This is a genomic window from uncultured Pseudoteredinibacter sp. (assembly GCF_947500695.1).
Taxonomy (GTDB): domain Bacteria; phylum Pseudomonadota; class Gammaproteobacteria; order Pseudomonadales; family Cellvibrionaceae; genus Pseudoteredinibacter.
Genome location: NZ_CANMSS010000005.1, coordinates 1 through 20,258, shown reverse-complemented (window position 1 = coordinate 20,258; position 20,258 = coordinate 1). Strand labels below are relative to the sequence as shown.

23 protein-coding genes are annotated in these 20,258 nt (G+C 47.5%); 15 read left to right on the top strand and 8 right to left on the bottom strand.

The features are described from left to right. Positions 1–274: 274 nt before the first annotated feature. From Q1A08_RS10700 to Q1A08_RS10675, 6 genes are all read right to left on the bottom strand, one after another. Positions 275–658, bottom strand: coding sequence for a hypothetical protein (locus Q1A08_RS10700; RefSeq protein ID WP_299772665.1), 384 nt, complete (start codon positions 656–658; stop codon positions 275–277). 165 nt (positions 659–823) lie between these two features. After that, positions 824–2,134, bottom strand: coding sequence for a histidinol dehydrogenase (hisD, locus tag Q1A08_RS10695; protein WP_299772663.1), 1,311 nt, complete (start codon positions 2,132–2,134; stop codon positions 824–826). A 141-nt stretch (positions 2,135–2,275) separates the two neighbouring features. Continuing rightward, the gene (gene hisG, locus Q1A08_RS10690; protein ID WP_299772661.1) at positions 2,276–2,893 is read right to left on the bottom strand and encodes an ATP phosphoribosyltransferase; all 618 of its coding nucleotides are present in this window, start codon (positions 2,891–2,893) and stop codon (positions 2,276–2,278) included. A gap of 50 nt (positions 2,894–2,943) precedes the next feature. Continuing rightward, positions 2,944–4,206: a UDP-N-acetylglucosamine 1-carboxyvinyltransferase gene (murA, locus tag Q1A08_RS10685; protein ID WP_299772659.1), complete on the bottom strand. Its 1,263-nt coding sequence runs from the start codon at positions 4,204–4,206 to the stop codon at positions 2,944–2,946. Between the two features lie 74 nt (positions 4,207–4,280). Further along, positions 4,281–4,511: a BolA/IbaG family iron-sulfur metabolism protein gene (locus Q1A08_RS10680; RefSeq protein WP_299772657.1), complete on the bottom strand. Its 231-nt coding sequence runs from the start codon at positions 4,509–4,511 to the stop codon at positions 4,281–4,283. Between the two features lie 261 nt (positions 4,512–4,772). Next, positions 4,773–5,396, bottom strand: a complete 624-nt coding sequence (locus Q1A08_RS10675) for an ABC transporter substrate-binding protein (protein ID WP_299772655.1) — start codon at positions 5,394–5,396, stop codon at positions 4,773–4,775. Positions 5,397–5,694: 298 nt separating this feature from the next. On the opposite strand from Q1A08_RS10675, the gene Q1A08_RS10670 reads away from it, so the two are divergent. The 15 genes from Q1A08_RS10670 to Q1A08_RS10600 all read left to right on the top strand — a co-directional run bounded on the left by Q1A08_RS10670 (position 5,695) and on the right by Q1A08_RS10600 (position 18,634). Continuing rightward, on the top strand, positions 5,695–6,678 hold the full coding sequence (locus tag Q1A08_RS10670; protein ID WP_299772653.1) for a calcium/sodium antiporter: 984 nt from the start codon (positions 5,695–5,697) through the stop codon (positions 6,676–6,678). An 85-nt stretch (positions 6,679–6,763) separates the two neighbouring features. After that, positions 6,764–7,753, top strand: a complete 990-nt coding sequence (locus Q1A08_RS10665) for a KpsF/GutQ family sugar-phosphate isomerase (protein ID WP_299772651.1) — start codon at positions 6,764–6,766, stop codon at positions 7,751–7,753. A 45-nt stretch (positions 7,754–7,798) separates the two neighbouring features. Continuing rightward, positions 7,799–8,335 (top strand): HAD family hydrolase, encoded by a 537-nt coding sequence (locus Q1A08_RS10660; protein ID WP_299772649.1) that lies wholly within the window; start codon positions 7,799–7,801, stop codon positions 8,333–8,335. Positions 8,336–8,352: 17 nt separating this feature from the next. Continuing rightward, positions 8,353–8,937, top strand: coding sequence for an LPS export ABC transporter periplasmic protein LptC (gene lptC, locus Q1A08_RS10655; protein WP_299772647.1), 585 nt, complete (start codon positions 8,353–8,355; stop codon positions 8,935–8,937). After that, the gene (lptA, locus tag Q1A08_RS10650; protein WP_299772645.1) at positions 8,921–9,463 is read left to right on the top strand and encodes a lipopolysaccharide transport periplasmic protein LptA; all 543 of its coding nucleotides are present in this window, start codon (positions 8,921–8,923) and stop codon (positions 9,461–9,463) included. Before lptC ends, lptA begins: the two co-directional genes overlap by 17 nt. Positions 9,464–9,471: 8 nt before the next feature. Then, on the top strand, positions 9,472–10,197 hold the full coding sequence (gene lptB, locus Q1A08_RS10645; RefSeq protein ID WP_299772643.1) for an LPS export ABC transporter ATP-binding protein: 726 nt from the start codon (positions 9,472–9,474) through the stop codon (positions 10,195–10,197). A gap of 381 nt (positions 10,198–10,578) precedes the next feature. Then, on the top strand, positions 10,579–12,147 hold the full coding sequence (locus tag Q1A08_RS10640) for an RNA polymerase factor sigma-54 (RefSeq protein ID WP_299772641.1): 1,569 nt from the start codon (positions 10,579–10,581) through the stop codon (positions 12,145–12,147). A gap of 170 nt (positions 12,148–12,317) precedes the next feature. Next, positions 12,318–12,608: a ribosome-associated translation inhibitor RaiA gene (gene raiA, locus Q1A08_RS10635; RefSeq protein WP_299772639.1), complete on the top strand. Its 291-nt coding sequence runs from the start codon at positions 12,318–12,320 to the stop codon at positions 12,606–12,608. Positions 12,609–12,748: 140 nt separating this feature from the next. Continuing rightward, positions 12,749–13,609, top strand: coding sequence for an RNase adapter RapZ (gene rapZ / locus Q1A08_RS10630; protein WP_299772637.1), 861 nt, complete (start codon positions 12,749–12,751; stop codon positions 13,607–13,609). A gap of 174 nt (positions 13,610–13,783) precedes the next feature. Beyond that, on the top strand, positions 13,784–15,148 hold the full coding sequence (gene mgtE / locus Q1A08_RS10625) for a magnesium transporter (RefSeq protein WP_299772635.1): 1,365 nt from the start codon (positions 13,784–13,786) through the stop codon (positions 15,146–15,148). 41 nt (positions 15,149–15,189) lie between these two features. Further along, the gene (yjgA, locus tag Q1A08_RS10620; protein ID WP_299772632.1) at positions 15,190–15,738 is read left to right on the top strand and encodes a ribosome biogenesis factor YjgA; all 549 of its coding nucleotides are present in this window, start codon (positions 15,190–15,192) and stop codon (positions 15,736–15,738) included. Further along, positions 15,738–16,319 (top strand): DUF4202 domain-containing protein, encoded by a 582-nt coding sequence (locus tag Q1A08_RS10615; RefSeq protein ID WP_299772630.1) that lies wholly within the window; start codon positions 15,738–15,740, stop codon positions 16,317–16,319. The genes yjgA and Q1A08_RS10615 overlap by 1 nt, the downstream gene beginning before the upstream one ends. A 63-nt stretch (positions 16,320–16,382) precedes the next feature. Then, on the top strand, positions 16,383–16,781 hold the full coding sequence (locus tag Q1A08_RS10610; protein ID WP_299772628.1) for a SirB2 family protein: 399 nt from the start codon (positions 16,383–16,385) through the stop codon (positions 16,779–16,781). A gap of 155 nt (positions 16,782–16,936) precedes the next feature. Then, positions 16,937–17,851, top strand: a complete 915-nt coding sequence (gene rdgC, locus Q1A08_RS10605) for a recombination-associated protein RdgC (RefSeq protein ID WP_299772626.1) — start codon at positions 16,937–16,939, stop codon at positions 17,849–17,851. A gap of 231 nt (positions 17,852–18,082) precedes the next feature. Continuing rightward, positions 18,083–18,634 carry a hypothetical protein gene (locus Q1A08_RS10600; protein WP_299772624.1) on the top strand — a complete coding sequence of 184 codons (552 nt, stop codon included), beginning with the start codon at positions 18,083–18,085 and terminating at the stop codon, positions 18,632–18,634. Here the strand turns inward: Q1A08_RS10600 and Q1A08_RS10595 are convergent. Continuing rightward, positions 18,631–18,939 carry a hypothetical protein gene (locus tag Q1A08_RS10595; protein ID WP_299772622.1) on the bottom strand — a complete coding sequence of 103 codons (309 nt, stop codon included), beginning with the start codon at positions 18,937–18,939 and terminating at the stop codon, positions 18,631–18,633. The two genes, Q1A08_RS10600 and Q1A08_RS10595, sit on opposite strands and share 4 nt — an antisense overlap. A 147-nt stretch (positions 18,940–19,086) precedes the next feature. Beyond that, positions 19,087–19,782 carry a hypothetical protein gene (locus Q1A08_RS10590; protein WP_299772620.1) on the bottom strand — a complete coding sequence of 232 codons (696 nt, stop codon included), beginning with the start codon at positions 19,780–19,782 and terminating at the stop codon, positions 19,087–19,089. Between the last annotated feature and the right edge of the window lie 476 nt (positions 19,783–20,258).

The following is a 20,258-nucleotide window of genomic DNA, read 5'->3' as shown; positions in this document are numbered from 1 at the left end:
TCGCCATCACAGCCAAAGGGCTTTTATGATGAAGACAAGTGTAGTGTAGGGAGCAAAACTAACGTAATTATCACAGAGGGATAATCATATAATGGCAAACATATATTGATTTAAGAGTTACTTTTACTAATAGATTAATAAATTTAAGGTATACACCCAATCTAAGACCAGTTGCTCAAACTCAGTCTATTAAAGCAAGAAACAATCTGAAAGAGTGTCGCTCGCAACGCAGCCGCCGCGAGCAAGTTGTACGGAAAGCTAAACATCAAGGCCGCTAATCAAAAACATAGGGACAAGCAGCGTATTCATTCATGGACTCTCCCCAGCGCCAAACATCATTCGCCCGGCGCCAACGGCCATGAAAAAATTCCATCAAACAAGGACCTTGCTTCAGCTCAACCATAAAGGTATCACCTTCTTTAACCTTGTCATAATCAGGGTACTCACTTGAACGCTCCCATGTTATACCGCCTTTGGAAGTAAGGTAGCGCTGCCAGAAAAGCTCAACGTTTTCCTCGCCATCCCAGCTCAGCCTTTCAACTTCGGAAGCCTGTGCGTAAGCCGTAGAACTAAGCGTAATAGTAGAGAGAAAAATAGAAGAAAAAATACCGGCAAGTGCGAAAGAGGAGATCAGAATACTTTGAATATTAAATTTCATTAGGACGGGCCTCGAGTAAGATTATCCAGACCCTTCAACTATAGTCGAAATTTCGTCGAAAATTATCGCCAATTTCTAATAGAAAGCTGACATTCTATATTCTGCTCGTAAATCACTGAGAAACGACTCATCGTCAAGTCCAACAAGTCGCTTTCAATAGAGTCGTTAATCTTCTGGCAGGATTCGATACTCAGCTGATCTAGCGTGAGCTTCTAGTGATTCACCGCGCGCTAAAGGCGAAGCAATCTTACCAAGGTCTGAAGCACCTTGGGCAGAACACATAATTAAAGAGCTACGTTTTTGAAAATCGTAAACACCTAAAGGCGATGAGAAACGTGCTGTACCCGAGGTTGGTAAAACGTGATTTGGCCCAGCACAATAATCACCAAGGGCCTCAGCTGTATAACGTCCCATAAAGATAGCGCCAGCGTGGCGAATTTCAGGCAATAAAAGCTCAGGATCTTCAACAGATAATTCTAAATGCTCCGGCGCAATGCGATTAATTAGATCTAAAGCTTGCTGGCGATCAGCTACTTTAATTAAAGCACCGCGCCCTTCGAGTGATGCTCGAGCGATAGCTTCACGCTCAAGGTCCGGCAATAATCGATCAATGCTAGCTTGTACTTTAGCAATAAACTCTTCGCTTTCGGAAATCAGAATAGCCTGAGCCTGCTCATCGTGTTCAGCCTGGGAAAACAAATCCATAGCAATCCAATCAGGATCTGTTGCGCCATCACAATAAACCAAAATCTCGGAAGGCCCAGCAATCATGTCGATCGCTACTTGGCCGAATACGGCTCGCTTTGCGGTCGCAACAAAAATGTTGCCAGGGCCAGTAATCTTATCAACTTTCGCTAAACTTTCAGTTCCATAGGCTAAAGCAGCAACTGCTTGAGCACCACCCATGCAAATCACCTCATCGACACCCGCAATAGCGGCTGCAGCCAAAACCATATCATTGGCTTCGCCACCCGGCGTTGGAGTCACCATAATCAGCTCGGGCACACCGGCAACTTTAGCTGGGATAGCATTCATCAAAACCGAAGAAGGGTAACTGGCTTTGCCGCCAGGGACATAAAGACCGACGCGATCTAAGGGGGTAATTTGCTGCCCCAGTAATGTGCCATCCGCTTCACGATACTGCCAAGAATCCTGGCGCTGATGCAGATGGTAAGCTCGAATTCGCTCAGCTGCTTGCTCTAAAGCTTCGCGCTGCACTGGATCAATTGTCTCAAGGGCCTGTTGCAGGCGCTGCTTTGGTACTCGCAATTCATCAAAATGACTCAGCAACATACCGTCAAACTTTTCCGTAAAGTGAAGCACCGCTTTATCGCCATCAGCCTTCACTGCGGAGATAATTTCGTCAACGGTTTGATTCACCTTGGGGTCAGAAACCGAATCCCAAGCCAACAAAGTATTTAATGCACTTTCGAAATCAGCGCTATTCGCGTCTAGTTTTGCAATGGCACAGCTCATGATAAATTCGTCTTTTTTGCAGGCAGCCCCAAGCAACTTGGAGCAATAGAAACATTCCCGTCCAGCTGAACTATCAAATAATACTAAAAATACGACCTGATAAAGCCGGGCTTCAAGATTTAAAAACGACTTTCGCTTCGTTTATAAAACTTCAGAGATAGCATCCAAAATCGCTTCGATCTTTTGATGCTTCATTTTCATTGAGGCTTTATTCACAATGATCCGAGAACTGATATCGGCAATATGATCGCGAGCTTCTAAGCCGTTAGCTACTAGAGTATTACCAGTATCAACGATATCGACAATTTCATCGGCCAGATCCATCAATGGTGCCAGCTCCATGCCGCCATAGAGTTTGATGATATCTACTTGGCGGCCTTGCTCAGCGTAATAGCGCTTTGCCACATTGACATATTTGCTAGCAACTTTGATACGCCCTTGCTTAGGGGGTACACCTTTGATGCCTGCTGTCATTAGTCGACAGCGCGCGATACCTAAATCGAGAGGTTCGTAGAGGTTGTCACTGCCAGATTCCATCAAGGTATCTTTCCCAGCGACGCCAAGATCGGCGGAGCCAAATTGCACATAAGTGGGCACATCGACACCACGCAGCACCAATAGGCGAACATCTTCTTGGTTGGTCGCAAATTGCAGTTTACGGCTGCTCGCAATATCTTCCGCTGGTTCAATACCAGCACTTGCCAGCAGCGGCAGAGTTTCTTTTAAAATACGACCTTTGGTCAGGGCTATGGTTAACATAATTTTTATCTTGCTTGCTATGGTTGCCCTGGCCGGCTATCCGGCCAAGATCAGTCAGGTACTCGCCTGATATTGGCGCCCAACTGTTGCAGTTTTTCCTCAATACATTCGTAACCACGATCGATATGATAAATTCGATCGATCAGAGTCTCCCCTGTGGCAACTAGACCCGCAATCACCAAACTGGCGGATGCTCGTAGATCAGTAGCCATAACTGGCGCACCTTTTAAGCGTTCCACACCGGTCACGATAGCTGTATTACCTTCTAGCTTGATATCCGCGCCCATGCGATTCAATTCATGAACTTGAATTAAGCGGTTTTCAAAAATGGTTTCAACAACGGTACCTGTACCCTCGGCTACCGCATTCATTGCAGTGAACTGAGCTTGCATATCGGTAGGGAATGCAGGGTAAGGCGCCGTTCGAAGGTTGACCGCTTTCGGGCGATTACCCTTCATGTCTATACTGATCCAATCATCGCCGGTGCTTAAGTGAGCACCAGCTTCTTCGAGCTTCAACAGTACCGACTCAAGAATGTCTGCGCGGGTATCACGTAGCTTTACACGACCACGGCTAGCTGCAGCCGCAACCAGGAATGTACCGGTTTCGATGCGGTCAGGCATTACATGGAAGGTGCAACCATTCAGGCGCTCTTTACCGTGAATAACCAATGTGTCACTGCCAACACCTTCAATATCGGCACCCATGGCAATTAGGCAGTTAGCCAAATCGACAACTTCAGGCTCACGCGCGGCGTTTTCCAAGACAGTTTTACCGTCAGCCAACACAGCCGCCATCAAAAGGTTTTCGGTACCGCCTACGGTCACAGTATCCATAAAAATATGGGCACCTTTTAATCGGCCATTACTGCGAGCGCGAATATAGCCATCACTGACTTCAATCTCTGCGCCCATGGCTTCTAAGCCGCGCAAATGAATATCGACGGGGCGGCTACCAATAGCACAACCACCAGGGAATGACACATTGGCCACCCCATGGCGCGCTAAAATTGGACCCAACACCAAGATCGAGGCGCGCATGGTTTTTACCAGGTCATAAGGCGCGGTGTAGTCTGTAATGGAATTTGGATCTACTTCGACACACATCTTCTCATCGATGGTTACCCCCACCCCCATGCAGCGCAATAAAGCCAGCATGGTGGTAATGTCATTCAGATGAGGCAGATTACAAATATGCATCGGCCCATCAGCTAGCAAAGTAGCAGCTAGAATCGGCAAGCCAGCGTTTTTGGCGCCGCTGATGCGAATATCACCATCTAGCGGTTCACTGTGTTTTACGATTAATTTATCCATAGTGCGTCCAAACTCTCAGGTACAGGCTTGTGTACCTGCAAAACTTCTTAGGTCTAGCCAATTTAGGACTAGGCTTAAATTTCTGATGGGGAGCGGGCATCAATGCGATCAATCGCATGAATGGCACCACTGGTAATGGCATCAAATAAGATGGCGTTGACCTTTTGCTGACGCTTTACCTTAGTTAGCCCCTCAAAGTCTGGACTAACGATAGCCAGAGCGATATGACTACCCTGCACTTCCACGGCAGCTTGGCACTCAGATAGTTGAGATTCGATCAGCGCTTTGATTTCTTCGGCTTGCATAGCGGGCCCCTGTAAAAACCCGCTAGTTTAATGAATGCAGGGCTATATTTCACCTGTTTTTAGGCATTGACAGGTAGGACACCTCTGAATAATGCAGCTTAGCTCAGGCTTCACGTCGATGTCGTAATCGAGGCACCTCTTTGAAGGCAGGCTGATTGCCTGACAAAAAGGAGCAAGGAAGAGTACGGGATTGACATGAAGCCCCGAAGGGCTGGCCCTGAAGCTCTATGCTATGGGGGCAGCCTCAACATTAAACCAAGTCTATGAATTTTCTACTTCAGCGCCCCAAGTAGCGATAACAGCATCTAAATCTTGACTATGACGCTGCATGGCATCATCGAACTGACCGGCAAAGGTTTTACCCATATTTACACCGTCTAATACTACATTGATCAGCTTCCATTGCTTGGTTTTGCGGGACTGAGCCATGGTATAAGCGATACGGGTTGTGCCCTTAGCTGTAATCGCATCTTGCAAAACGGACACTCGACGCTTGCCGGTAACATCTTCTTCAGGATCAATAACGGTGATAGTGAACTCACCCAGACCGACCATGCCTTTAGCATAGGTGCGAATCAACTCAGTTTTAAATTTTTCTAAGAAAGCGGCTTTTTGTTCTTTAGAGGCGGTTTTACGGTGGCTACCCATAACACCAGCAGCAATACGCTTAAAGCTAACCACAGGGTCTAATATTTTTGCCACTCCATTATTAAGCCCCTCTTCACCCTCAAGTTTACCGGCGCGATAATCAGCCAGTAAGGTCTCTACCTGTTGACTCACGCCACGCACCAAGTCATGAGCAGGGCTATCAGCTGCCTGAACAGAAATACTAGAGCAGATTGCTAATAAGCCAATCCAAACCACTTGAAGTGCACGTTTCATCATATTAAGCCTTTACTGTTACTGGGGTTTACCCAAAAATCACCAATGTTTGCCATCACCCAAAGGATTAAGAGCAGCAGCCATTATAACCATAATAGCGCCTGCATTATGACTATTCCCTAAACCCTAGGTTCCCTCTTATAACAAGCAGCGTCTAAAGTTGAAGTAAAAGTGAGCGAAATAACAGTCTATAAGCGCAATTATTTGTTAACCAGCAGTTTGCGACTTGAAGAGGCTACAGCAGAACTATACCATCCGCCCAGATTGACTTATGTCTAGCCGATAAAGGAAAAAGACCCGAATGCCTGATTTATTACTTGCTTGGATTGCCGTAATCGGCGGCCTTACTGTTTTGGTATGGAGTGCCGATCGATTTGTTGCTGGCAGTGCGGCTGCAGCCAGTAATCTTGGGATATCCAAGCTGATCATCGGCCTGACTATCGTCTCCTTTGGCACCTCTGCACCTGAAATATTGGTGGCGATCAATGCCGCTCTAAATGGCATAGGTGATATGGCGATAGGTAATGCCGTAGGCTCCAACTTAGCCAATATTGGTCTAGTACTTGGTATTACCGCTTTAGTGGCCCCACTGCCTACCCAGCGCCATCTAATTACCAATGAAATGGTGTTTTTGCTCGCGGTTACAGCCTTTGCTGGCTTTGTGGTTTGGGATCTCCATATTGCCACCTGGGAAGCAAGCGTGATGCTACTCTCGATTATTCCCATCATCTTTATCATGTCTAAGCGCCAGCAAAGCGATATGAGTGCCGCCGAGAAAGCCGAAGAGGAAGAGGAAATTCCCGACCTGAGCAACAAAGCCGCCGCACTGTGGTTTGCTGTCGGCCTAACTCTGTTGATAGCCAGCTCCAAAACCCTGGTTTGGGGCGCTGAGCAGATCGCCCTAGATTTTGGTGTTAGCCCTTTGGTTATCGGCTTAACCTTACTGGCGGTAGGCACTAGCTTGCCGGAGTTAGCCGCCTCAATTATGAGTGCTCTAAAAGGCCACCACGATATCGCAATCGGCAACATCATCGGCTCAAACCTTTTCAATATCTTAGCGGTGATGTCTACTCCTGCCTTGATCTCCAATATCGAAATCAGCCCAGCCCTTCTTAGTCGTGATTATGTATCCATGGCCTTGATTACTGTATTACTGGCGGCAGCAATTGCCTGGAGCCAACGCAGCTCGAATAATAAAAAGCGCATTGGTCGCAGTTTAGGTGCAGTTTTCTTGGCTTTATACGGCGCCTATTACTACTGGCTTTTTGCAGCTGGAGCACTTTAAGGGGACCCTCCCCGGAACTGAAAAAACCCAATAGACTCAAAGAGCTGCCTAGCCGGCGGCTTTTGTCGCTATAATGGCTTTTTGTATGAGCAATATCTTAGGTATAGGAATGACTGACACTTTAATCAACGCTGGCAAACGCACCATCGATCTTGAAGCACAAGCCGTGCAAGCCTTAAGTGAGCGTATTGATGATCAGTTTGCCAAAGCTTGTGAGATGATTCTAAATTGCCAGCACCGGGTTATTGTTACTGGAATGGGGAAATCAGGTCACATCGGTGGGAAAATAGCCGCCACCCTCGCCAGTACCGGCACCCCAGCATTCTTTGTACACCCTGGCGAAGCTAGCCATGGCGACCTAGGTATGATCACCAAGAATGATGTGGTCATCGCTATTTCAAACTCTGGCTCATCTGCTGAAGTGATCACTTTATTGCCTCTATTAAAACGCATGGGTAACCTGCTGATCAGCATGACTGGCCAAAAGCAATCGCCATTAGCGAAAGCAGCTCATGCTCATCTAGACATCAGTATTGAGCAAGAAGCCTGCCCTTTGAACCTAGCGCCTACCTGCAGCACCACGGCCACTTTAGCCATGGGTGATGCTTTGGCAGTAGCCTTGCTGGAAGCACGCGGATTTACCGCCAATGATTTTGCCTTTTCCCATCCAGGCGGGGCTTTAGGCCGCAAACTTTTACTTAAAGCCGAAGACCTAATGCATAGCGGTAAAGAACTGCCAAAGGTCGACAAAGATGCCCTAATCAGCACAGCGCTGATGGAAATGACCGCCAAAGGCTTTGGTATGACCACCGTGATGGACGGTCAAGAATTACTAGGCGTCTTCACCGATGGTGATTTACGCCGCAGCCTCGATCAAGGTATAGATTTCAATACCGCCACTATGCTCGACGTTATGACGGCCAAGCCATTAACCATCAATCAAAATCGCTTAGCCGCCGAGGCACTAGGCCTGATGGATGAAAAGAAGATTACCGCCTTAGTCGTTGAAGATGAGAAGCAGCAGCCTGTCGGCTTATTGCATATGCACGACCTTTTAAAGGCTGGCTTGGTCTAAACCCTCGAAGCCAAAGTTAAAATATTTACGCTAAGGATAACAAGCATGTCCCAAAATCTACCGGCTAACGATGCCGCCAAAACCATCAAATTGCTAATGCTGGATGTTGATGGTGTATTAAGCGACGGTCGCCTGTATTTTGGCAATGATGGCAGCGAGTTTAAATCCTTTAGCACCCTAGACGGCCAAGGCATCAAAATGCTGCAAGCATCCGGTGTAAAAGTAGGAATTATTACGGGACGCAGCAGCCAACTTGTTCAAAACCGAGCCAACAACCTTGGCATCAAGATTCTCAAGCAAGGCCGTGAAGATAAACTGGTCGCCCTCAATGAGCTTCTCAGTGAACACAAGTTAGATCTCGATTTTTCCGAGATTGCCTATATGGGTGATGATTACCCAGATCTACCTCTGATCCGTCGTGTTGGGCTCGGCATGGCACCTGCCAATGCTCACCCTGTAGTAGCAGAACACGCTATCTGGCAAAGTGAGCGCCGCGGCGGTGAAGGTGCAGTTCGAGAAGCATGTGATTTTATTATGAAGTGCCAAGGTAGTTTTGACGCCGCCTTAGCCCCCTACCTTTAAAAAGCGGTCGCTCAAACATGCCTAAGCATTGGATATCGCTGCTATTATTGATCGCCTTGACGGTGTTATTCCTGGTTTTCTGGGAGTCACCCCCCGCCCTGCTAACTGGCGAGAAAGCAAAACCTAAGGCCGAATTCCCTGCGGCCTATATGATCGACAGTCATAGCCAGTACTTTGATAAAGATGGCCGCTTAAACTATGAGGTAAAAGCCGCCAAGGTAGTTCACTATCAAGCCATTCCAGGACGCCAACAAGAAAGTGATCACGCCGATATCAGTGAGCCTGACATCACCCTTTATACGGCTAATGGCAAACCTTGGCATATCAGTGCCGCATCGGGGCGTGCCAATGCTGATGGCAGCAAGATTCACCTTAAATCGGATGTGCATGCGTGGCAGGCGGTTTCGCCAGGTGAGCGAAATGAACTAAACACCGATGAGCTCGTCATACATACAAAGCGCAATTACGTGGAAACGGACAAAGCTGTTATCATCAGCAGCAGCGGCCACAACATCAAAGCCATCGGCCTAGAAGCCGATCTCAATAAAGAATCATTACGCCTTAAACAGCGCGTAAGAGGTGTACATGAATTTAAACAGTAAGCTCAGCAAAATACTGCTAGCTGCCTCCCTGGGCATGGGCTTTGCCTTTGGCGCCATGGCCCTTCCAGAAGACGCCCGCCAACCTATCTACGTGGACGCAGACAAGGCTGAGATAGATAAGAGCACTGGCGTTACGATTTACAAAGGAAATGTGATTATCAACCAGGGCAGCATGAAAATTCTTGCCGACCAGGTGACCATCTTTAATCAGGAAAAGAAAGTCAGTCGTATTGTCGCCAAAGGCAACAAAGGCCAAGCCCAGTATCAGCAAAAACCCAATTCCGAGAAGGACTTGGTTATCGCCAAAGCGGATACCATCGAATACCTCGTTGGCAAAGAGACTTTGCACCTACTGGATAATGCCTACTTGCTGCAAGATGGCGCCACCGTAAAAGGCCACAGAATCGACTACGATGTACGCGCTTCAATGGCCACGGCTACCGGTCAGGGCGACAAAGGTGAAAAAGCCAATAGCCGAATTCAAGTGGTCATTCCTGCCAAACAACTTAATCGCGAAGATAAATAAGTTAAACCATGCCTGTATTATCTGCGGCCAACCTGGCCAAGAGTTATAAAGGGCGCGCGGTCGTGCGCGATGTATCCTTAAGCGTTGAAAGCGGCCAGATTGTCGGCCTGCTTGGACCTAACGGCGCCGGTAAAACCACCTGCTTTTACATGATTGCCGGCTTGGTAAACGCCGATAAAGGCAAGGTCAGCATCGATCAACGCGACCTAACCATGCTGCCTATTGATAAGCGCGCCAAAGCGGGCATTGGCTACTTACCTCAAGAAGCTTCTGTTTTTCGCAAGCTAACAGTCACAGAGAATATCTGGGCTATCCTTGAAACGCGCAAAGACTTAAACCGCGAGCAGCAGTTAGAAAAGCTTGAAGGCTTGCTGCAAGAATTCAATATCACCCACATTCACGACAGCCTTGGTATGGCACTGTCTGGGGGCGAAAGGCGCCGTGTTGAGATTGCTCGCGCCCTGGCCACGGAACCAGATTTTATTTTGCTCGATGAGCCTTTTGCAGGCGTCGATCCTATTTCGGTCAGCGATATCAAAAGCATTATCAGCCATCTTAAAAACCGTGGCATCGGCGTTCTAATCACGGACCACAACGTTCGCGAAACCCTGGATATCTGTGAAACCGCTTACATTGTAAACCAAGGTAGTATTATCGCCTCAGGTAGCCCCAGCGAAGTTCTCGATAATGCCAAGGTGCGTAAAGTGTACCTGGGCGAGCAGTTCACACTCTAACTTATGACGCCAGCCCAACAATGGGCGACTTGAATTAGACCAAAGAAAGCCTTGAAATCTTGGCGCCATTAACTAAACTCTAATGTAGACAGATCGTTTGGTGCCAGTGTTTTAAAAACAAGCGCTTTAAAAGCAACTGCTTGTAAAGCCACCCGACCTTCAGTCAATCATCACAGCTCCTTGAGCCACTTCAAACTTGAGTTATCAAGTCTCCTTATTAAGCCCGATTGTTTTATAATCAAAAACGACTAAAACGGCATATATTTTGCTTGTAAAAATATTCAAGGTTCGATAGCCTGAGTGTATTCGCCTTACCGGCCAACTGCCGAAAGCTCGGCGCCGGCCATATTGCTCTTTGAGCTAAGGACTCTAGAAGTTTCGATGAAGCAGTCGCTACAACTTAAGCTCGGCCAGCAGCTCACCATGACTCCGCAGCTGCAACAAGCCATTCGCTTGTTACAGCTTTCTACGCTCGACCTACAGCAAGAGATCCAGGAAGCCTTGGAGTCTAACCCTATGCTTGAGGTTAACGAAGGTGAAGCTGATAGCGGCAACCAAGAGCAAAGCGACAGTGAAAACCCAAATGAAACAAGCAATCAAAATAACGAGAGCGTTCAAAACGAAGGCTTAAGCCAAGGCCCAGAAGACCTCGCCGTTAATAGCAATACCGAAGCCGCCACCTCTGAAGCCGATGCAGACGGCGAGTGGAGCGAATCCATCCCGCAAGATCTTCCCGTCGACACCGACTGGGACGCGGTGTATCAAAGCAGTTCTCCAGCAAGTAGCGCCCCCGCCCCTGACGATGACAGCGATTTTGAATCTCGCCGCAGCGTTGGGGAAAGCCTGCAGGACCATCTGCTTTGGCAGCTAAACCTAACCCCAATGGAAGATCGCGATCGCGTTATCGCCATGGCAATTATTGATGCCGTGCAACCGAATGGCTTACTGGACAGCAGCGCCGAAGAGATCTTCCAAGGCCTCGGCGATCAACTCAACGAGCCCGCAACCGGTTTGGAGAACGAGCTGGAGATCGATGAGGTTATGGCAGTGTTGCACCGCGTCCAGCAATTTGATCCGCCAGGTGTTGCTGGCGAAAACCTTGCCGACTGCTTACTCATTCAACTGCGCCAGCTTCCCGCCGACCTACCTCATTTAGCTGCCGCGAAAACAGTTGTCGGTGAACACATTGCCCTTTTAGGCAATCGCGATTACAAAACCATCATGAAGAAGGCTAAGCTAAAAGAAGCTGAGCTAAAAAGTGTTATCGAAATTATTCAATCGCTAAACCCAAGTCCAGGTGACAGCATCAGCGAAAGCACGGCGGAATATGTGGTACCCGATGTTTTTGTGAGCAAAAACGAAGGTCGCTGGATGGTTCAACTCAATCCAGAGATCGCACCAAAAATTCGAATTAATAATGACTACGCCTCATTAATTAAGCGTGCTGACAGTAGCAGCGAAAACACTTTTTTACGCGACAACCTACAAGAAGCTCGTTGGTTTTTGAAAAGTTTACAAAGTCGCAACGAAACTTTGCTGAAAGTTGCCAGCTGCATTGTCGAGAAACAACAAGGCTTTCTTGATTATGGACCGGAGGCAATGAAGCCGATGATCCTGCACGATATTGCTGACGAAGTCGATATGCACGAGTCAACGATTTCTCGGGTAACCACACAAAAGTTTATGCATACCCCGCAGGGTATTTTTGAGTTAAAGTATTTTTTCTCTAGCCATGTCGCAACAAGTTCTGGCGGCGAATGTTCATCCACTGCTATTAGAGCCATCATTAAAAAACTAGTGGCAGCGGAAAACCCTAAAAAGCCATTAAGTGATAATAAAATTACTCAATTACTTGAAGAGCAAGGAATTAAAGTCGCACGTAGAACTATTGCAAAATATCGTGAATCTTTAAACATCCCACCCTCAAACGAACGTAAACGTTTGGTTTAAAAAATTTGGGATTTTTTACTGATTCGCATCAAGTTTAGGGATAATCTGCAAGACCTTTGTTGTCTAACTTGCTAGACTGAATTAAAAGTTTTTGCGACCTTACTTGAAAAGTGAGTTTGTTTTAAACGTCGGAATAACCGACATCCACGCAACGACACGAGGATCTGCCTATGCAAATCACTATCAGCGGCCACCATGTAGATGTAACTGAGGCCATGCATGATTATGTCAATAACAAGCTGGAGAAACTAAGCAGGCACCACGACCGAATAACCAGCACCAACGTCATCCTCTCTGTCGACAAATTGACTCAAAAAGCTGAAGCCACAATTCATGTGAGCGGAAAAGACCTATTTGCCGATGCCTCCCACGAAGATATGTATACCGCGATTGACCAACTTTCAGACAAACTTGATCGCCAATTGATCAAGCATAAAGAAAAGATTCGCGCGCACCGCTAATTTAAAGCCTAGACACTCCTCGTGACTGAGGAGTGTCTAAAAAATCTTAAAAACTTCATACAGCAGACACTCAATTCAGCTATAGTTGCTATAAAGATACTGCCTTAAGCAGTCCTCAACTATTAGCAATAGAGAATTGTATGCGCCTGCTCATCATTAGTGGTCGTTCTGGCTCAGGTAAAAGTACCGCCCTCAATGTCCTCGAAGACATAGGCTTTACTTGTATTGATAATTTACCTGCCAGCCTATTACCCACCTTAATTCGCCAAGTTCGCAGTCATGGAGAGAAAGACGAAAACTCTTATGCTGTTAGTATTGACGCTCGTAATGATCAAGATGATCTGCAGGAATTTCCCGACTTCGTAGTCGCACTGCGCCAGCAGGGTTTGGATTGCGAGCTACTCTATTTTGATGCCGATGAGGGCACGCTGCTAAAGCGCTTTAGCGAAACCCGTCGCAAACACCCTTTAACTGACGACCAAACTGATCTACGTGCGGCTATCGATCAAGAGAGCGAGCTTCTCGCTCCTATTGCGTCAATAGCGGACCTAACCATCGATTCAAGCCACCTATCACTGCATCAACTTAGGGATCTAGTGAAGAAGCGGGTTGCTGGTCGAGAGTCACCCGGCATGGCGGTTCTACTGCAATCTTTTGGTTTCAAACATGGCCCAGCCAATGACTGCGATTTGGTATTTGATGTTCGCTGCCTGCCCAACCCCCACTGGAATCAAAGCCTGCGTGCACTAACAGGACAAGATGAAGCCGTTGCTGAATTTTTATCCGGCCATGAAGATGTGCGCGATATGCTGGACGATATAGAAAGCTACCTACAGCGCTGGTTACCAAAATTTGCCGATGATAATCGCAGCTATATGACCATCGGCATTGGCTGCACCGGTGGCCAGCACCGCTCGGTCTTCATCGCTGAGCAGCTTCATCAGCGCATAGAGGCTACGTTTAACAATGTGCAACTGCGTCATCGTGAGCTACGCAAATAACAATGAATCAAATGGCTAAGCCTAGCGGGTAGCTTAGCCATTTAGGATAGTCATTTAGAAAGCCATGCTAAGTGCTTGATGCTCAATCGGTTTTTCTGCGTTAAAATAGTTTGAATTCTCACAGGCAGATAACTGCCCCGGCCACTCTTGGCCCAAGTGACGGCGGAGAACGAAATGCAGGCAAATTCAGACGAACTCCATATCCAAACCCAGACCCAGCTAGGTGAGCTCTTCGAGGCTTTGGATAGCGGTACCTTCAAACAGGTTAAGCGCATGCTTAATGGTTTGTCGCCTGTAGAAATCGCCCACTTATTAGAATCATCCCCACCTGCTTCCCGGCGTGCTCTTTGGCGTTTAGTCGATAAAGAAAAAGAAGGTGATATCTTACAAGAGCTACCTGACGATATTCAGGCACAGTTCCTGCGCCGCATGGACGCCCAAGAGGTCGCCCATATCACCGAAGGCATGGATACTGATGACATTGCGGATATATTGCAGCAACTGCCGGATCGGGTGATCAAAGAAGTCCTAAAGGCCATGGGCGAACAGGATCGCCAGCGTGTTGAAACCGTCCTCAGCTATGATGAGGACACCGCTGGCGGCATGATGGACACCGATACCATCACAGTACGCCCGCGCTTTACTCTAGATGTGGTTTTACGTTATCTGCGCCGCCATGAAGAGCTACCTGCCTCCACTGACAGCTTGATTGTAGTAAATCGCAAGGACGAGTTCCTTGGCTTGTTGCCACTCTCGAAGCTTCTCACCACTGACCCAAGCATTACCGTTCGAGAAGTAATGAGCACCGATGTTGAAGCCATTGATGCCAATCTCTCAGATACCGAAGTTGCCAATCTATTTGAACGTAACGACTGGGTTTCAGCGCCTGTTATCGACGAAGACGGCAAGGTCGCCGGTCGTATCACCATTGATGATGTGGTTGATGTGATTCGTGAAGACGCTGACCACTCTTTAATGAGCATGGCCGGCCTGGACGAGGAAGAGGATACCTTCGCGCCAGTAATGCGCACTACCCCAAGACGCGCTATATGGCTCGGCGTTAACCTACTTACCGCCATTACTGCCTCTGCAGTTATCAGTATCTTCCAAGATACCATTGATAAAGTCGTCGCACTGGCCGTACTTATGCCCATTGTCGCCAGCATGGGGGGCGTCGCCGGCAGCCAGACCCTAACCGTTGTAATTCGCGGTATGGCGCTTAGCCAAGTCGGCCGACACAATCTTGGCTATCTATTATCGAAAGAAGCTACTGTAGGCCTTATTAACGGCTTCCTCTGGGCTTTGGTCATGGGCGGTATTGCGGCCTACTGGTTCCAAGATATCAATCTTGCCATCATCATTGCGGCCGCCATGGTGATAAATCTACTCACGGCCGCTACCATGGGCGCCCTATTACCCGTATTATTGCGGGCTATGAAGATTGACCCAGCCTTAGCGGGCAGCGTAGCCCTAACCACAGTTACCGATGTGGTTGGCTTTTTTGCCTTCCTAGGCTTGGCCACCTATTTTTATGCTTAAGAGCTTTCAGCCTTAAAGCAGCAGATCACAGAAGCTAGAACATGAGTAAAGAAGATTTCGACAGCTACTCGGACGAAGAAGAAGTCGAGTTTATCAGTCGCAGCCAAATTAAGCGCGAAACCCAAGAGTTCCAAGAGATGGGTGAGCAGCTGGTGGAAATGAGTAAAAATCAGCTTGCCAATATCCCCCTGAATCAAGAGCTAAGCGAAGCCATCGTACTGGCCCGTCGCTTAAAGAGCCGAGAAGCAAAGCGCAGACAGATCCAGTTTATTGGCAAGTTACTGCGTAATACGGATATGGAGCCCATCCACCAGGCCATCGAAAAGATTCGCACTCAAGGGCAACGCCATCAACTTTATCGTCAGCAGTCCATCGACTGGGCCGAACGCATCTGCCAAGAAGGCCCGGGTATTGTCGAAGAGTTCCTTGCTGAGTTTTACCATGGCGATCGCCAACAACTTAGACAGCTGCAACGCGCCGCCACAAAAGAAGCGGCCGCCAATGCCAAACTAGAAGACGACAAAAAAACAGCCAAAGCGCAGTTTGCCAAACTGCAACAATGCTTACTTGAAGCGATGGAGCTACAGTAATGTCTCTAGCTGCCTGTCTTGCTCGCATTGATGAGGTAAACAGCCAAGACCCAAAGCAAGAGCGCGATAAAAACGGCAACAGCCTGCCCTCCTGCCTGCTTTATGGTCAACGAATGAGCACCGCCTTAGCAATGTTTAAGCCCGATGCCTCAGAGGTTTTACAAATTGCCGTTCGGGCACAACACATTCAACGCTGGCATATTGCTCGCAGCGAATACCCAATGGATAGACCGGGCTACTTACGTTGGCGCCAAGAGCTCGCTAAGCATCACGCCGAATTGTGCGGAGAAATCATGGCAAGCTGTGGCTACGGTGAACAGGATATCGAGCAAGCCAAGGTCATATTGCGCAAACAGCAGCTGAAGAAAAACCCAGACAGCCAATGCTTGGAAGATGTAGCCTGCCTTGTCTTCCTCGAGTACTACTTTGCTGATTTTGCCAAATCCCACAGCGAAGAGAAGATCATCAGTATTGTGCAAAAAACTTGGCGAAAAATGTCTGAACCTGGTCAAGCCGCCGCACTGCAGTTGCCACTTGCCGAACAAGAGCTATTCATTGTCCAGAAAGCTCTAGCGTCCTAAGCCAAATACGATACACTGCACTTAAGAGTTGATAACAATACCTAAAAACAAAAAGGACAAACTGTGAGCAGCCTTTACCCGATGTTGAAACATCTACACATGACTTTAGCCTTAATCAGTATCTTGGGCTTTATGTTACGCGCTTTCTGGTCGCTACAAGGGTCAGATATGCTACAAAAGCGCTGGGTCAAGATTAGCCCACACATTGTTGATACCTTTTTGCTTTTAAGCGCTATCGGCTTAACCATTGTGCTGCAGCTTTCACCTCATAGTCAGCCATGGCTGTTAAGTAAAGTGTTTATGCTGTTTCTCTATATCGGCTTCGGCGTTGTTGCTTTAAAAGCTCATTTTCCTTTCGCACTGAGAGCCTTTGCAGCGGTTTGTGCCGTGCTTATGTTTGGGCTGATTGCCAGCACAGCATTTAGCAAATTATCTCCCTTGCAAGCTATGGGTCTTTTTTAAATGGCTAAATATTTTAGCAACATAGCTCAATAAGCACCCCCAGATATAGGCCAGCTAGGCACCACCACGCAGCTGGTTTATGGTTTGCTTTTCCGCCATAATGACGCGCTTTTTTGCCTCGCGTGAGAGGCGGCCCCTCTAGTTTGGAAATTCTTATGTGGTTTAAAAACTGTCTATTTTATCGCCTCAGTGACGATCTGCACTGGGATGAAGACAATCTAGCTGAACAGCTTGAGAAGCTGAAGTTTAGCCCTTGTGGAAAACGAGAGCCCAGTAAATATGGCTGGGTATCACCTCTTGGTCAAGATCATGAGCAGCTACAACATTGGGGGAACGGCTGCTTTATGATATGCGCTCGCAAAGAAGAAAAGATTCTTCCAGCTGCGGTAATCAAGGACAAACTACAAGAAAAAGTACAACTGATTGAAGCGCGTGAAGATCGTAAGGTTTATCGCAAGGAACAGCAAACTCTTAAAGACGATATTGTTCACGACTGCTTGCCGCAAGCCTTTACCAAATCACAGCGTACATTCGCTTACATTGATACCCGTAATAATTGGCTCTACGTCGACGCCAGTAGCCACAGCAAAGCTGAAGCTCTTATTAACTTGCTGCGAGAAACCGTCGGCAGCTTGCCGCTAATGCTACCCCAGGTACAAGAATCCCCTGCCGTTGTCATGAGCCAGTGGTTACGCGCTGAAGACGTGCCTGAAGATATCGTCTTAGGTAATGAATGCGAACTTCGAGAATTCGGTGAAGAAGGCAGCATTATCCGCTGCAAGAATCAAGATCTACTCAGTGAAGAGATAAGCCAGCACCTGGATGCCGGCAAGCAGGTCGTGAAACTATCATTAAACTGGCAAGACTGCATTCAGCTGGTACTGGGTGATGATTTAAGCCTAAAACGCTTAAAGTTCTCAGACAAGCTTATCACTGAGGGTGAAGAGGCCGGTGACGCCGATCCAATAGCTCGCTTCGACGCTGATTTTTCTTTGCTGAGCGCTGAGCTCGCTCGCTTGACCCCAAGCTTACTCGATTGGTTTGGCGGTCGCCGTGCAGATCCAATTTAAGGGTAAAATCGCAATTGATGAGTGGCGAAAAAGCCAAAATGTGATCAATATCACTTTTTTTCGCCATAATCATTCTGCCGTCGCCCCAACCCTTGACGGGCACCTTAAAAGTCTTTACAAACCAATATCTACGGAAAGTCCTACGGGGAATAATCTTCATTAACCCTGGGTATGGTGTTGTTATAAGCCTACCGACGATAATTAAAAGAAAATAATAAAAAGGCCAACACAATGTTGAAGGCTAACAGTTTGCGCATCACATGCGCACTGATGTTTATGCTATTAAATTTAGGCAGCCCCCTAGCCTATGCTTGCGATGAAAGCTGTAAGCGAGCACAGGCCGAAGAACGCTTAAAGATTAAATACCCCTCTTATCTCAACAAACGATATTGTCGAGACGTAAGCGGCCAGTTTTTGACAACTGCAGCAAAGTCATTACAACGCTACCGTGAAAATCAATTATCGGATCTTCATCGCGGTGGTATGTACAACACCAGAAAGTTTCTTGTACAACGCAAAGAGTGGTTAAAAGAGTGCGACGACTATCTTCAGCAAGTTAGCCGATATCGAGTGTTTCGCAACGACAAAACAACCAAAGATATCTTTAGCGCGATAGACAAGGTGAACACTATTTTGGCGGCTTTGGTGAATGGTGCGACTTATGTCAGCGATGAAGGCTATGACTCCCTCACCGCTGTCAGTGAGCGCTTTGACAATTTGCTAAAACTGATGGACAACCACAAAACTCAGATGCAGTTGGCCGGCCAGTTAAACATTGATTAGCTTTTCTTTTTAAGGGACAGCTTTGGTTTACGCTGGCGGTTTGGATCGCTAGCATACTGCTCTGCAGCCTTTTTGGCGGCTACCGCCGCTGAACTGGGCTTTACACCTTGTTTGGCCGCTTTTGCGATGGCATCAAGGCCATGTCGCAATAGTCGCGCCTGCTCTAAAGCATCCAAATCTTTTGGTGCTGAGCTAGGACATACCTCAGATGGATTGGCGGGGTTGCCTTCAATTCGTATACTCCAGCCACAGACATGGCTGGCCGAGCGGCCGTCTTCACTGACGACCCACTGGTCATAATTCATATTGTCACCCTAAAAAATTGCCGCAGGTTTATACCTGTCTTTGCATAGATTCTGCTGCATTGTACCCTTTTTCCAATAGCGGCTCTAGCCAAGCTAAATCCCAAGGGATAAACCCTCACAGAGTGATCCATGATGTTTGAGCTGGTTTTAGGGCAAGAGAGCCTCCAGCTTTGGCAATAAGGCTGCAGAACCTTCTCCAGCTGCCCAATAGATAGGGATTTCTGACAGGGAATAGTGTTTGAATGCCTGCACCGTACCCTGCCCGACAGCAGCCTCGAATGGGCGTTCATAGTTCAGAAGGTAACGGCCAGGTTTCTCTTGTAGAAGCGCCAAAGCTTCCTGGTGACTGTCCGCAAAAAGAATACGTACACGATTTTCGGGAATATTTAAATAGTCCCGTAAATACCCGTAGCTAAAGCCTTTCAAAAGGATAACTTCTTTGCCCCGAAGATCTGATCTCGCACGAATGTTTTTAGCATCGCTAAAATAAGCATGTAACCGTAGATAACTTAAGGGCCGTGAACCGAAGCTAACACTCTTCTTAGGAACCGGAAATGCGCCGATCAAATGCACCAAGCCTAAACTAGCCTCAGCACTCAATGTGGCCAATTCCTCTAGGCTGACTCGCCGAAAATGATGGGGGTGATCTAACTCATTAAGTAAAGCAGAAGTTTTGCGAAGCAGTAAACCATCCGCCTCACCGGAACTATTTAAGTAGGTCAAAGGGGGCATATCAACATAGATCACCTCTAGGCTTTGCTGCTCAGACGCCCAAACCGGCGTAAGCGAAAGCAAACTTAAAAGCACAGTAATATGTAATAACAACCGTCGCAGGCCTGTCATCGCCCTTCTCTATTATCTTTTGGCAGCATCATAGCACAGCTAATCGCCAGGGGAGCCAAACAAGCTAGAAGTGAGAATTAACTCATATTGCAGGGGATGAGCATCAATGCTGCTTTCAAACAAATGCCACAACTGAGACGCGACGACGTTACTCTCTTCTGTGTGAGTCGCAGATAGGCAAGCATTTTCACACAAATGCGCCGGCCTAGCTGCAACGACGTTGTTATCAAAATAGGAATTTTGATAACAACAGTAGGGAAAGAACCAGCACAGGAGTGCTGGTCATAAGTGAGAGCGCCTAAGCGATCTTACTTATGCGAGTCACGTACCCGCCAGCATTTTCACACAAATGCGCCAGCTGGGACGCGACGACGTTGTTATCAAAATAGGAATTTTGAGAACAACAGTAGGGAAAGAACCAGCACAGGAGTGCTGGTCATAAGTGAGAGCGCCTAAGCGATCTTACTTATGCGAGT